Source organism: Saccharothrix sp. HUAS TT1, from assembly GCF_040744945.1.
GTDB lineage: Bacteria > Actinomycetota > Actinomycetes > Mycobacteriales > Pseudonocardiaceae > Actinosynnema.
On the sequence record NZ_CP160453.1, the window covers coordinates 7,628,710 to 7,641,861 of the forward strand.

General features: G+C 72.0%; 12 protein-coding genes and 1 pseudogene. 6 read left to right on the forward strand and 7 right to left on the reverse strand.

Features of this window, described 5'->3' with window-relative positions; all coding sequences use genetic code 11:
• Window position 1: 1 nt before the first annotated feature.
• The 4 genes from AB0F89_RS33410 to AB0F89_RS33425 all read right to left on the reverse strand — a co-directional run bounded on the left by AB0F89_RS33410 (window position 2) and on the right by AB0F89_RS33425 (window position 3,411).
• Complete coding sequence (locus AB0F89_RS33410; RefSeq protein WP_367129835.1) at window positions 2–766, reverse strand: amino acid ABC transporter ATP-binding protein; 765 nt, start codon at window positions 764–766, stop codon at window positions 2–4.
• On the reverse strand, window positions 754–1,650 hold the full coding sequence (locus tag AB0F89_RS33415) for an amino acid ABC transporter permease (RefSeq protein WP_367129837.1): 897 nt from the start codon (window positions 1,648–1,650) through the stop codon (window positions 754–756). The genes AB0F89_RS33410 and AB0F89_RS33415 overlap by 13 nt, the downstream gene beginning before the upstream one ends.
• Before the next feature lie 264 nt (window positions 1,651–1,914).
• Window positions 1,915–2,724, reverse strand: coding sequence for an esterase/lipase family protein (locus AB0F89_RS33420; RefSeq protein ID WP_367129839.1), 810 nt, complete (start codon window positions 2,722–2,724; stop codon window positions 1,915–1,917).
• Between the two features lie 465 nt (window positions 2,725–3,189).
• Window positions 3,190–3,411 carry a hypothetical protein gene (locus AB0F89_RS33425; RefSeq protein ID WP_367129841.1) on the reverse strand — a complete coding sequence of 74 codons (222 nt, stop codon included), beginning with the start codon at window positions 3,409–3,411 and terminating at the stop codon, window positions 3,190–3,192.
• A gap of 85 nt (window positions 3,412–3,496) precedes the next feature.
• Between AB0F89_RS33425 and AB0F89_RS33430 the strand changes: the two genes are divergently transcribed.
• Together AB0F89_RS33430 and AB0F89_RS33435 are read left to right on the forward strand one after the other, a co-directional pair.
• The gene (locus AB0F89_RS33430) at window positions 3,497–4,363 is read left to right on the forward strand and encodes a helix-turn-helix domain-containing protein (protein ID WP_367129843.1); all 867 of its coding nucleotides are present in this window, start codon (window positions 3,497–3,499) and stop codon (window positions 4,361–4,363) included.
• A complete protein-coding gene (locus AB0F89_RS33435; RefSeq protein ID WP_367129845.1) occupies window positions 4,360–4,548 on the forward strand; it encodes a DUF397 domain-containing protein in 189 nt (62 codons plus the stop codon). The genes AB0F89_RS33430 and AB0F89_RS33435 overlap by 4 nt, the downstream gene beginning before the upstream one ends.
• On the opposite strand, the gene AB0F89_RS33440 is transcribed toward AB0F89_RS33435, so the two are convergent.
• On the reverse strand, window positions 4,523–5,413 hold the full coding sequence (locus tag AB0F89_RS33440) for an alpha/beta fold hydrolase (RefSeq protein ID WP_367129847.1): 891 nt from the start codon (window positions 5,411–5,413) through the stop codon (window positions 4,523–4,525). The genes AB0F89_RS33435 and AB0F89_RS33440 overlap by 26 nt on opposite strands.
• Before the next feature lie 378 nt (window positions 5,414–5,791).
• Between AB0F89_RS33440 and AB0F89_RS33445 the strand changes: the two are divergent.
• The 4 genes and pseudogenes from AB0F89_RS33445 to AB0F89_RS33460 all read left to right on the forward strand — a co-directional run.
• A pseudogene (locus AB0F89_RS33445) lies at window positions 5,792–6,196 on the forward strand (flavin reductase family protein); the annotation flags it as partial.
• A gap of 62 nt (window positions 6,197–6,258) precedes the next feature.
• Complete coding sequence (locus tag AB0F89_RS33450; RefSeq protein ID WP_367129849.1) at window positions 6,259–8,598, forward strand: Tex family protein; 2,340 nt, start codon at window positions 6,259–6,261, stop codon at window positions 8,596–8,598.
• Between the two features lie 16 nt (window positions 8,599–8,614).
• Complete coding sequence (locus tag AB0F89_RS33455; protein ID WP_367129851.1) at window positions 8,615–9,634, forward strand: NAD-dependent epimerase/dehydratase family protein; 1,020 nt, start codon at window positions 8,615–8,617, stop codon at window positions 9,632–9,634.
• Window positions 9,631–11,208: a phytoene desaturase family protein gene (locus AB0F89_RS33460; RefSeq protein ID WP_367129853.1), complete on the forward strand. Its 1,578-nt coding sequence runs from the start codon at window positions 9,631–9,633 to the stop codon at window positions 11,206–11,208. The genes AB0F89_RS33455 and AB0F89_RS33460 overlap by 4 nt, the downstream gene beginning before the upstream one ends.
• Before the next feature lie 46 nt (window positions 11,209–11,254).
• On the opposite strand, the gene AB0F89_RS33465 is transcribed toward AB0F89_RS33460, so the two are convergent.
• Together AB0F89_RS33465 and AB0F89_RS33470 are read right to left on the reverse strand one after the other, a co-directional pair.
• Window positions 11,255–11,686 carry an SRPBCC family protein gene (locus tag AB0F89_RS33465; protein WP_367139109.1) on the reverse strand — a complete coding sequence of 144 codons (432 nt, stop codon included), beginning with the start codon at window positions 11,684–11,686 and terminating at the stop codon, window positions 11,255–11,257.
• 33 nt (window positions 11,687–11,719) lie between these two features.
• Entirely contained in the window at window positions 11,720–12,949 is a 1,230-nt protein-coding gene (locus tag AB0F89_RS33470) for an ABC transporter substrate-binding protein (protein WP_367129855.1), read from the reverse strand.
• Between the last annotated feature and the right edge of the window lie 203 nt (window positions 12,950–13,152).

The window sequence follows — 13,152 nt, forward strand, 5'->3', positions numbered from 1 at the left end:
CTCAGAGCACTTTGGACAGGAACGCGCGAGTGCGCGGGTGTCGCGGGTCGTCCAGCACCTGCGCGGGCGGGCCCTGCTCGACCACGACACCGGCGTCCAGGAAGACCATGGTGTCGGCCACGTCCCGGGCGAACCCGATCTCGTGGGTGACCACGATCATCGTGGTGCCGCCGCGCGCCAGGTCCTTGATCACGTCCAGCACCTCGCCCACCAGCTCCGGGTCCAGCGCGGACGTCGGTTCGTCGAACAGCAGCACCTTGGGTTCGAGCGCGAGGGCACGGGCGATGGCGACGCGTTGCTGCTGCCCGCCGGACAGGCGCCTCGGGTACGCGCCCTCCTTGTCGGACAGCCCGACCCGGTCGAGCAGCCGGCGTGCCTGGGCACGAGCCTCGACAGCGGTCCTCCGCCGGGTCGAGACGGGCGCCTCCACGATGTTCTCCAACACCGTGAGGTGCGGGAACAAGTTGAAGTTCTGGAACACGAAACCGACGTCCGCGCGCTGTCCGAGCACTTCGCGCTCCTTCAGCTCGTACAGCTTGCCGCCGCGCCGGCGGTAGCCGATCAGGTCGCCGTCGATGCCGACCAGACCGCGATCGGCCTTCTCCAGGTGGTTGATCGTGCGCAGCAGCGTCGACTTGCCCGAGCCGGACGGCCCGAGCACGACCACCACCTCACCCACCCCCACCCGCAGGTCGACGCCCCGCAGCACTTCGTTGTCGCCGAAACTCTTGTGGACGCCGCGCACGTCCACCATCACCTCGCCCATTTCCACCCGTCCTCACCCCTGGTCGTGCCCTTGGCGTAGCGCTTCTCGACGTAGTGCTGGACGATCGACAGCAAGGTGGTCAGCGCGACGTACCAGGCGGTGGCCACCATGAGCAGCGCGACCACCCGCGCGTTGCGGCCGTAGATCACCTGCACCTGGTAGAAGAGCTCGCCGATCGCCACCACCGATACCACCGAAGTGCCCTTGAAGAGGCTGATGACCTCATTGGTGGCGTTCGGCAGGATCGAGCGCATCGCCTGCGGCAGCACGATCCTGCGCAGCTGGCGCGACCTGGGGATGCCCAGCGCGGCGGCGGCTTCGAGCTGGCCGTGGTCCACGGAGATGACCCCGGAACGCACGATCTCCGCCGCGTACGCCGCCTGGTGCAGGGCGAGACCCAGCACCGCCGCGCCCATGGGGCTGATCAGGTCCTTGGTCTGGAAGCCGAAGAACGTCGGGCCGAACGGGATGCCGAAGCGCAGTTCCTCGTAGAGGTAGGAGATGTTGAACCAGAACAGGAGCTGCACGATCAGCGGGATCGAGCGGAAAGCCCAGACGTAGGTCCAGCTCACCGCTTCCAGGAACCTGCTCCGCGACAACCTCATCAGGGCGAGCACGATGCCGAGCGCGAAGCCGAGGACTGTGCCGTAGAGCGTCAGCTCCAGGGTCACCAGCACGGCTTTCAGGATCGAGTCCGCGGTGATGAAGCGGGAGAACGTGGCCCAGTCCCAGCCGGGATTGGTCACCAGGCCGCTGACGAACTGGGCGGAGAGCACCAGCACGACGACGATGCCCACCCACCGCCACGGGTGGCGGGCGGCTACGACCTTCGGCGGCGCCGGTTCGTCGAGAGCACGTGGGCGCGGTCGTGCGGACACGCTCATGGCGAGGGTCCTTCCGGGTGGTGGCTCGGGGGCGACGCTCGGGCCGGTGAGCCGGGCTGCGGCGAAACCTGCCACTTCGCCCGCGCACGAACAATCGTGCCCACCTGCTGGACCACTGCGGTCAGGTGGTTGACAAGGCGGAACGGTCCACTGCGGAATGGTCCACTGAGGAGTGTCGGGGACCGAGGTTCCCACCGGCCGGCAGGACGGTCCGGCGGCACGCACCGGTCGGGTTCCGGGCTCAGCCGGCCCGGCCCGCCGGTCTCACGCGTCCGGTGTCGTGGACCGGTCGGCGGGCGGGAACAGGCGGGCCAGGCCCGGCGGCGGGGTGAACGGGCGCCAGCGGTTGCGGCGTTGGGCGAGGCGGTCGGCGATCACCCAGAGGACGGCGGCGTTGTAGCCGTAGGCGAGGTGGCTGGAGGCGACCGCGACGTTCTCCCACCGCTCACCGGGGGTGGAGATGCACGTCTGCCAGGCCACGATGCCGTCCGACTTCGAGTACAGCGAGGTCGACGGCACCGGGAACGGCGGCCGGGTGTGCTCGGGCGGCGGCATGTCGGCGCCGGAGACGTAGAACCTGGCCAGCAGGCGGTACACCGGGTTCACCCGGGTCTGTCGGAGGTCGGTCATCGCGTACGGGCTGCCGAGGGTGATGACCTGGCGGACCATGCCGGGGTGGTCGCGGGCCAGTTCGCGGGCGAAGATGCCGCCCAGCGACCAGCCGACGAGGCTGACCTTGCCGCCGACGGCGAGTTCCCGCAGCAACTCCCGCATGCCCCGCACGACTGAGACAGAAGGTCCGATGTTCAGCCCCAAGCCCCAACCGTGGACGTCGTAGCCCAGGCCGGTGAGGAACTTGCGCAGCGGAGCGGTCGCCGCGTCGGTCGCGCCGAGGCCGGGGAGCACGAGGACGGTGTGCCCGTCACCGCTGGGCGCGCCGCGCAGGAGGGAACGGGTGGCCGCGAACTGCCCGATGCCCAGGGCGGCCCTGGTCGGCTCGGTGAGGTACCAGAGCAGGCCGGGCGCGGGCCCAGTCGGTGAGTCCGGCACGCTCGCGGGTTCGGCGATCGGCACGTGATCGACACCGGAGCTGCTAGCACTTCTAGTGTCGACAGGAGTGCTAGCAGCGCTAGAAACCGGGTCCCGCGCGACGCGCGGGCCAGCGATCGGAGCAGTGCCGGGCGGGCGGCCTGGCGCGAGAGCTGGTGGGGCGCCTGTCACGCGGGCCGGTGAGGCGGCAGCGGTGAGGTTCGCGGTGGTGGTCGGATCGGTGGGCGAGGCCGAGTCCGGCGGTGTTCTCGGAGCCGGTGCCGAGGCTGAATCGGGAGCGGGAGCTGCGGCAGGGCTTCGAGTCGACGCCGAGCCCGCAGGCAGCGCTGGACCTGGAGCCAGGTTCGAGGGCGGGGCCGAGTGGAGTGGTGGGACGTCCGGCAGTGTCGACATGGTTGCTCCCCCCGCTCCGCATCGAGCGTGCCCCGGATCACCATGATGTTGGTTGCCGGTTCATTCCGCCAGTACCGACGAGTCTCGATGCTTGCGCTACCCCCGCGACCCGCTTCGCCGATCGGCCGCCACCGCACCCGCCAACTCGACCGCCTCGGCCGCCGCCTCACTGATCTTGGTCAACGCCTGTGGATCGACGTACAGCTCCACGTCCTGACCGATCTTGAACACCACCGCGCCCCCTCCCGGCTCGATCTCGTAGTTGATCCACACATCACTCGGCACCTGCGCCCACAGGTGAACCTGCGCCCGCCCCATATCCGCCTCCCATCCAACATTCGCTGCTACTATGATGACCGCTGCTGGTGATATCAGCAAGAGACATCACTCGATCGGGAGCACCATGGCATCGGTATCGCCCACTGTCGCCGGCTGGGAACTCGGGCTGCGGCTGCGAGAGCGGCGTGAACTCATGGACATCACGGCGGCCTCTGCGGCGAAGGCGATCCACACCGGGCAGTCGTTCGTGTCGGGTGTCGAGACCGGCCGGGTCAAGATCAATGCCCGCAAGCTGGCCGAACTCGCCGCCGTCCTCGACTTCGATGAGCTGGAACTGGAAGAACTGCAGGAACTCCGCGAGGCAGCGGGCAGGCGCGCCTGGTGGAGCCCCTACTCGGCCATGTTCAGCGCCGATGTGTTGCGCTACTTCGGCTTCGAGCACGGCGCGGAGGGCATCCGCGCCTACAACGCCGGTCTGATCAGCGGATTGCTGCAGACCCAGGCGTACGCCCTGGCGGTCATGCACGGCGGCGGTCCGAGCATCCGGCTCGCCGAGGCGAACCGACGGGTCGAGGTGCGGATGAAGCGGCAGGAGCGGCTTGACGACCAGGACGACCCGCTCCGGCTCACCGCGCTGATCACCGAGTCCGCGCTGAGGCAGCGGGTCGGCGGGCGCGAGGTGATGGTCGGGCAGCTCCGCCACCTGGCGGACAAGATCCACCAACTGCCGGACACGGTGGACGTGCGGATCATCCCGTTCACCGCCGACTACTACAACGCGCTGGGTGGTTCGAGCTTCTACATCTTCGGCTTCGCCAGCAGCCGACTGCCCGAGGTGGTGTGGCAGGAGACCATCACGTCGACCGATCTGATCGATCAACCGATGCGGATGCGCGAGTACAGTCTCGCTCACGACCAGGCCCTGGGTTACGCCCTCGGCCGAGCGGAATCGCTTGACCTGATCGGGCAGATACGCAGGGAGCTTGAGTGAAGGAGCGCACCGGCCGGAGCGGCTGGTTCAAGTCGAGCCGCAGTGCCGACAACCCGGCCTGCGTCGAGGTCCGGTTCGCACCCCCGACCATCGACGTCCGCGACTCCAAGCACCCCGCCGGCCCGGTGCTGTCCTTCCCCCGCACCGCGTGGGCGCAGTTCACCCGCGCGGCAGCCACTCCTTGATCTTCGAGGCCACCAGCTCGGGCACCTCCAGCTGCGGCACGTGGCCGACGCCCTCCAGCACGTCGAACCGCCACGACGGGTTGCGCCGGGCCGCCGCGCGGGCCGATGCCAGGGGCACCAGGCGGTCCGCCTCCCCCGCCATCAGGTACACCGGCGCCCGCACCCGGCTCATCGCCGTGTAGTACCGGCGGCTGGTCGCGCCCGTCCACACCACCGACCGGGCCGCCGCCAGGAACGCCTCGTCCAACCCCGGCACCTCGGCGCGCTGCTCCAGCAACGACATCGACGCCAGGACCATCTCCTCCGGCACCGACTTCGCGTTGGCGCACACCAGGTTGAGCACCCGCTTGACCTGCCTGCGCGTCGACACCCCGGCCCGCGACTTCGCCAGGAACCACTGCCCCAGCCCCGGCACGGCGTACATCGCGAACGACGCCGCCACCTGCGGGTCCAGCCGGGCGCCGAGCGGCAGCGGCAGGGCCGGGTCGAGCAGGACCAGCGCGTCCACCGACGCCGGGCGGCGGGCGGCGTGCAGGATCGAGACCATTCCGCCCATCGAGTTGCCGACGAGCACCACCGGCTCGCCGACGACCTCGGCCAGGAACCGGTCCAGCAGCCGGGCGTTCGCGGGCACCGTCGTGGCGCGCCCCTCCGGGTGGGTGAGCCCGAACCCGGCCAGGTCGACGGCCAGCACGCGGTGCCGGTCGACCAGGTGCGGCGCGAGCAGGCACCAGTTGAGGTGCGACCCGCCCAGACCGTGCACGAGCACCACGGGAGGCCCGTCGCCGCCGAAGTCGACGTAGTGCACCGGGCCGTCGAGGTCGACGTGCCGGCTCGTCCCGCCCCAGTGGTCGAGTGTGGTCATACCGGTCAGTATGTCGCGGCTCGACGCCCGCGCGGACCGGGGGTCCTCCACCTCCGCCACCCGCTCGGCGCCCACCCGGACCTGCGCTCACCGCGCTGGACCACCCCGGGTGGAGGTCGAGAGCCGACCCGGTGCCGGGTGACGAGCCGCAGCCGGCCACCCCCGCGTCCGGTGGACTCATTCCGGGCGGGGGCCGGGTCCGGTCCGCAAGAGGTTCCCGCGGCTTCCCACATCCTGAGCCCCCTTGGCCGGAGCGGAGCCGGGTGCCGGCATCGAGTCCACATCGGACGCCGCCACCGACCGGGAGTGACGCGACGACCAGTGACGCGATGATCGGGGAAGCGCGCGAGGGCGGAATGGGCGCGACGGCGTTCCGCCGGGTTCACCGCCACCTCCCTGACGTCGGTGTGCGCCGAACCGCCGCTGGTCTCGTTCGGCATCTCCACCGGCTCCTCCTGCTGGCCGCACGTGCGCGAGGCCCGCGGCGTCGTGGTGAACTTCCTGGGCGCGCACCAGGAAGACCTCGCCCGGCGCTTCGCCACGAGCGGCCTGGACCGGTTCGCCGCGCCGACCGGGTGGCGGCGGCTGCCGGGCGGCGAGCCCGTCCTGGACCACGTCGCCGGGTGGCTGCGGGCGGAGGTCGAGGCGCTGATCCCGATCGGCGACCACCACCTCGTGCGCGCCCGCGTGCTGGAGGCCGACCTGCGCCAGGACGCGCCGCCACTGCTCTACCACGACGGCCGGTACCACTCCATCGAGGTCTTGACGTCCGATCACGGCTAGAGCGCCGTGCCTGGGCCGGGGTGCCCGGACGTGGTCGGGCGGGCAGGGCACAATGGCTCGCTGTGACCACAGCCATTCACCAGAGGATCGCCGACGAGCTGGGTGTGCGGGCCGGGCAGGTCAGCGCCGCCGTCGACCTGCTCGACGGTGGTTCCACCGTTCCGTTCATCGCCCGCTACCGCAAGGAAGCGACCGGCATGCTGGACGACGCCCAGCTGCGCACGCTGGAGGAGCGGCTGGGCTACCTCCGGGAGCTGGAGGAGCGGCGCGCGGCTGTGCTCGAGTCCATCCGGTCGCAGGGCAAGCTGGACGAGGCGCTGGAAGCCTCGATCCTGGCCGCCGACTCCAAGGCCCGGCTGGAAGACCTCTACCTGCCCTACAAGCCGAAGCGGCGGACCAAGGCGCAGATCGCGCGCGAGCAGGGCCTGGAGCCGCTGGCCGACGGCCTGCTGGCCGACCCGACCCGGAACCCGCAGGAGGTGGCGGCGGCGTACGTGACCGAGGAGGTCGCGGACGTCGCCGCCGCGCTGCAGGGCGCGCGGGCGATCCTGGTCGAGCGGTTCGGCGAGGACGGCGACCTCATCGGCGAGCTGCGGGAGCGCATGTGGGGCCAGGGCCTGCTGGCGTCCAAGGTCCGGGAGGGCAAGGAGGAGGACGGCGCGAAGTTCTCCGACTACTTCGACTTCTCCGAGCCGTTCACCAAGCTGCCCTCGCACCGCATCCTCGCGCTGCTGCGCGGTGAGAAGGAAGAGGTGCTGGACCTCCAGTTCGACCCGGCCGACGAGGACGAGCCGACCGGCTACGAGGCGCGCATCGCGTCCCGCTTCGGCGTGGACGACCAGGGCCGCCCGGCGGACCGCTGGCTCAGCGACACCGTCCGCTGGGCGTGGCGCACCCGCATCCTGGTGCACCTCGGCATCGACCTGCGGTCGCGGCTGCGGGCGTTCGCCGAGGACGAGGCCGTGAAGGTGTTCGCGTCCAACCTGCGCGACCTGCTGCTGGCCGCGCCGGCGGGCACCCGCGCCACGATGGGCCTGGACCCCGGCTTCCGGACCGGCGTGAAGGTGGCCGTGGTCGACGCGACCGGCAAGGTCCTCGACACCGACGTGATCTACCCGCACGTGCCCGCGAACCGGTGGGACGAGTCGATCGCCAAGCTGGCGGTGCTGGCGGAGAAGCACGACGTCGAGCTGATCTCGATCGGCAACGGCACCGCGTCGCGGGAGACCGACAAGCTCGCCGCCGACCTGCTCAAGCGGCACCCCGAGCTGAAGCTGACCAAGGCGGTGGTGTCGGAGGCGGGCGCGTCGGTGTACTCGGCGTCGGCGTTCGCGTCCGCCGAGCTGCCCGGGATGGACGTGTCGCTGCGCGGCGCGGTGTCCATCGCCCGCCGGTTGCAGGACCCGCTGGCCGAGCTGGTCAAGATCGACCCGAAGTCGATCGGCGTCGGCCAGTACCAGCACGACCTGGCCGAGGCGAAGCTGTCCCGCTCGCTGGACGCGGTGGTCGAGGACTGCGTGAACGCGGTCGGCGTCGACCTGAACACGGCGTCGGTGCCGCTGCTGACCAGGGTCTCCGGCATCACCGCGGGCCTGGCCGAGAACATCGTGCTGCACCGCGACAGCAACGGGCCGTTCCGCTCGCGCAAGGCGTTGAAGGACGTGGCGCGGCTCGGCCCGAAGGCGTTCGAGCAGTGCGCGGGCTTCCTGCGCATCCCGAACGGCGACGACCCGCTGGACGCGTCCTCCGTGCACCCCGAGGCGTACCCGGTGGTGCGGCGGATGCAGGAGCGCGCGGGCGCGGAGCAGCTGATCGGCAACACGGCGGTGCTCAAGTCGCTGCGCCCGCACGACTTCGTGGACGACACGTTCGGCCTGCCGACCGTCACCGACATCCTGCGCGAGCTGGAGAAGCCGGGGCGCGACCCGCGACCCGCGTTCAAGACGGCGACGTTCGCCGAGGGCGTGGAGAAGATCGCCGACCTCAAGCCGGGCATGGTGCTGGAGGGCGTGGTGACGAACGTGGCCGCGTTCGGCGCGTTCGTGGACGTCGGCGTGCACCAGGACGGCCTGGTGCACATCTCGGCGCTGTCCAACACCTACGTCAAGGACCCGCGGGACGTGGTGAAGTCCGGTGACGTGGTGCGGGTGAAGGTGCTGGAGGTCGACATCCCGCGCAAGCGGATCGGGTTGACGCTGCGGCTGGAGGACGAGCCGGGCCGCAAGCCGCCGCGCGAGCAGCAGCCGCGGGACGGTCAGCGCGGTGGTCAGCGCGGCGGTCAAGGCGGTGGTCAGGGCAAGCGCGGCGGCGGTGGCGGCGGTGGCCGTCAGCAGGAGCGCCCGCCGGCGAACGGCGCGATGGCCGAAGCGCTGCGCCGCGCGGGGCTTGGCGGCGGCCGATAGGGGTACCCGGCTGGCCATGAGGGTCGTCGTCACGGGTGCCAGCGGCAACGTGGGGACGGCCCTGCGCCGCGTGCTCACCGACCACACCGTGGTCGGTGTCGCGCGGCGGGTCCCGCCGGGCGCGACCGGGTGGGTGAGCTGCGACATCGGCGCGCCGGCCGCCGAGGACGTGCTCGCGCGGGCGTTCGAGGGCGCGGACGCGGTGGTGCACCTGGCGTGGGCCATCCAGCCCACGTCGGGTGAGCCGGACATGCGGCGCACGAACATCACCGGCAGCGCACACGTGCTGCGCGCGGCGGAACGCGCGGGTGTGCGGCACGTCGTGGTGGCGTCGTCGGTGGCGGCCTACACGCCCTCGGCCCGGCCGGTGGACGAGTCGTGGCCGTGCGGCGGGGTGAGCGGCAGCGCGTACAGCCTGCAGAAGGCCGAGCTGGAGCGGCTGCTGGTCGGTCGGGACGGGATCGCGGTGGTGCGGCCGTGCGCGGTCGTGCAGCCGGACGCGGGCGGTGAGATCGGCCGGTGGGTGCTGAGCCCGTTCGTGCCCGCCTCGCTGGTCGGGCGGCCGTGGCTGCCGGTGCCGCTGTGGCCGGGGCTGCGGGCGCAGGTCGTGCACTCGCAGGACGTGGCGCGGGCGATCCGGCTGATCCTGGAGCGGCGCGCGGTCGGCGCGTTCAACGTCGCCGCCGACCCGGTGCTGCCCGCCCGCGAACTGGCGTCGGTGCTCGGCGGGTTCAGGGCGCCGGTGCCGCTGGCGGCGTTGCGGGCGCTGGCCTGGCCGACGTGGCGGCTCGGGCTCCAGCCGATGCACCCCGGCTGGTTGCGGTTGGCGGACCGGGCGGCGCTGATGGACTGCGGTCGGCTGCGCGCGTTGGGGTGGGAGCCGGAGCACGAGCCCCGGGCGGCGTTGGCCGCGTTCGCGGCGGCGGTCGCCGAAGGGCGTGGGACGTGGGGGCCGCTCGCGCCCCTGCGGGTGGAGCGGTGGCGCCGAGCGGGTTTCGGCCGGCCGGCGCATCAGAGCCAGGGAGACGTGCGTTGAGCGATGTCGTGGACGCGGTGGTCATCGGATCGGGCCCCAACGGGTTGGTCGCGGCGAACGTGCTGGCCGACGCCGGGTGGGACGTGCTGGTGCTGGAGGCCGCCGACGAGCCCGGCGGCGCGGTGCGGACGGCGGAGCTGACCGAGCCCGGGTTCCACCACGACCTGTACAGCGCGTTCTACCCGCTGGGCGCGGCGTCGCCGGTGATGACCGGGTTGGGCCTGGAGCGGCACGGGCTGGTGTGGCGGCGGGCGCCGGACGTGCTGGCGCACGTGCTGCCGGACGACCGGGCGGTCGTGCTGTCGCAGGACCTCGACCGGACGGCGGCGTCGGTGGAGTCGTTCGGGGCGGGTGACGGTGACGCCTGGCGGGCGGAGTACGCGCGGTGGGAGCGGATCCGGGGGCCGTTGATCGAGGCGCTGATGCGGCCGTTCCCGCCGGTGCGGGCCGGCGCCGGGTTGTTGGGCGCGCTGGGGCCGGGTGAGGCGTTGCGGTTCGCGCGGTCGTTCGTGCAGTCGGTGCGGGCGTTCGGGGACGAGCGGTTCGCGGGCGAGGGCGCGCCGATGTTGTTGGCGGGCAACGCGATGCACACCGACCTCGGGCCGGACCAGGCGGGCGGGGCGGCGTTCGGGTGGCTGCTGTCGATGCTGGGGCAGGACGTCGGCTACCCGGTGCCCGAGGGCGGGGCCGGTGCGCTGACGCGGGCGTTGGTGCGGCGGCTGGGCGGTGTGGTGGAGTGCGGTCGGGCGGTGTCGCAGGTCGTGGTGGCCGGTGGGCGGGCGCTGGGGGTCCGTGACGCGGCGGGCGGGTTCGTGCGGGCGCGGAAGGCGGTGCTGGCGGACGTGCCCGCGCCGACGTTGTACCTCGGGCTGGTGGGGCCGGAGCACCTGCCCGCGCGGCTGGTGTCGGACCTGGCGGCGTTCGAGTGGGACGACGCGACGATCAAGGTGGACTGGGCGTTGGACGGGCCGGTTCCGTGGACGGCGGAGGGGGTCCGGGGTGCGGGGACCGTCCACTTGGGAGGTGACTTCAACGGGTTGGCCATGGCCAGCACGGAGATCGCCTGCGGCCGGGTGCCGCGCACGCCGTTCGTGATCATGGGGCAGATGACGACGACGGACCCGACCCGGTCGCCGGCGGGGACGGAGACGGCTTGGGCCTACACGCACGTGCCCCGGGGTGAGCGCTGGTCGGCGGACCGGGTGCGGCGGCGCGCGGACCGGGTGGAGCAGCAGGTCGAGCAGCACGCGCCGGGGTTCCGCGACCTGATCCGGGCGCGCGTCGTGCACGGTCCGGCGGACCTGGAGGCCGGCAACCGCAGCCTGATCGGCGGTTCGATCAACTCGGGCACCGCCGCCATCCACCAGCAGCTGGTCTTCCGCCCGGTCCCCGGCCTGGCCCGCGCCGACACCCCCGTCGACCGGCTGTACCTGACCTCGGCCTCCGCCCACCCCGGCGGTGGCGTCCACGGCGCCGCCGGCGCGAACGCCGCCCGTGCCGCCCTGTCCCGCAACGCCCTGACCGGCGACGCCTACCGCCTCCTCCTCCGCTCCCTCCACCGCTCCCTCTACTGACCCCCGCGAGTCGAACGCTCGCGGGACGCGGAGGTTCGACTCGCGGTTATTTGCGGGTGGAGAGGGCGGCGAGGCGGTGGAGGGTTTCGCGGTTGCGGGGGGTGAGGAAGAGGGTCTGGGCCGCTTCGGGGAGGAGGGCGAGCGGGCCCTTGGTGGCTTCCTCGCGCATGGTGACCTCGCAGCCCTCGGGGGTGGGGGCCAGGTCGAAGCGGATGCGGGCGGCGCCCAACGGCCACAGGCGGGCTTCGAGCTCCAGCGTGTTCGGCGGGTCGACGTTCAGGACCGTGGTGACGTCCTGCACCGCCACCGGCCACGCGCCGACGCTGTGGTGGATCCGGGTGCCGCTGCCCGGCCAGCCGGGGTCGACCTCGCGGATGTGCGCCGCCCCCACCACCCAACCCGCGTAGGACCAGCCGTCCGCCAGCACCGCGAACACTCGCTCCACCGACGTGGGAATCGCCAACCGCACCTCGATCATGCGCACCGGATTCCCCGCGCCGGGAAGCGGAAACTACCTGGCGCGGGTGCCCTTGAGCTTGACCAGCTCCGACTCGAACAGGTTGGCGACGACGGCCAGCCCGCCGGGCGTCGACGGGTCCGGCACGGCGATGTAGGACTGCGTCGCCGACGGTCGCCCGACCAGGGAGAACCGCAGCTTCCCGGTCAGGCTGCCGGTGTCGACCTCGTTGGTGTCCTGGAACGCCCGCAGCACGCCGTCACGGGTCAGGTCGCGCTCGGCGCACGCCTTCTCCAGCACCGCCGCGAACGCCACCCCGATCACGTAGCCGTGGTCCACCGAACCGGTCGGCTCCAGGTCCGGGTACTTCCGGCTGAACGCCTCGGCCACCGCGCGCGGCCCCGGCAGGTCGGTGGCGAACGGCGCGATCGGCGACACCACCCGCACCCGCTCCACCACGGCCGCCGCCGCGGGCGACTCCAGGATCAGCGGGTCGTACGCGACCGCGTTGACCAGGAACGGCACGTCCCAGCCCAGCCGCTCGGCGGTGGCGACGGCGATGGCTGTCTGCTGCGGGGACGTGCTGAGGAACACCGCCTTCGCGCCCGCCGCCTTCAGCTCGCCCACCTGCGCGGCCACGTCGGCGGTCTCCGGCACGGCCTTCGCGACCAGCCGCATCCCCCACTGCTCGGCGGCGAACGTGCTGCCCTCCAGGGCGTTGAGGCCGTAGTCGCTGTCGACGTGGACGTGCCCGATGGTGTCGCCCGCACCGATCACACCGGACCGCTTGAGGTGGTCCAGGCCGTTGATCACGTCGAGGTCGTACGTGGTGCCGACGACCATCATGTGCGGGTTGCCGAGCAGCGCCGCCGACCAGGACGCGGGCGCGGCGATGGCCCGGGTCTGCATCAGGTCCGGCTCGATGGCCTCGGTCATCGGCGCGCCGGTGACGTCCATGAACCCGAGCACCCGCGGTTCCAGGTCGAAGTACGCCTGCAGCGCCCGGTCGACGTCGTAGCCGTGGTCGGCCTGCTCCAGCTCGACCTTGCGCCCGCAGATGCCGCCGCGCTCGTTCAGCTCGCTCAGGAACAGCTCGTAGCCCTTGATCCGGATCAGCGACGTCGCCGAGAACGGGCCGGTCATGTCGGTCAGCACGCCGAGCGAGATCGTGTCGTCGGTGACGCCGGGGCCCGTCCTGACCGGCGCCCGCTCCTCCGCGCCGCAGCCGGCCGCGACCAAGCCGAACGCGGCGAGCAAGGCGGTTCCGACGAAGAACTCGCGCATCAACGGATCTCCAAACGCTCACGTTACCGACCGGTAAGGAGTATTGGCAGAGGTCACCCGGATCGCCTAATCCTGTGACATACCGCACGGTCGGTAACCTTTTTCGGTGCAGTTCCACACTCGTCCGCCGCCTTCGCCACCCGAACAGCCCCAACGCGCGGGGGTACTTTCACCGAACGATTCGGGTTCTAATACAGGGGCCG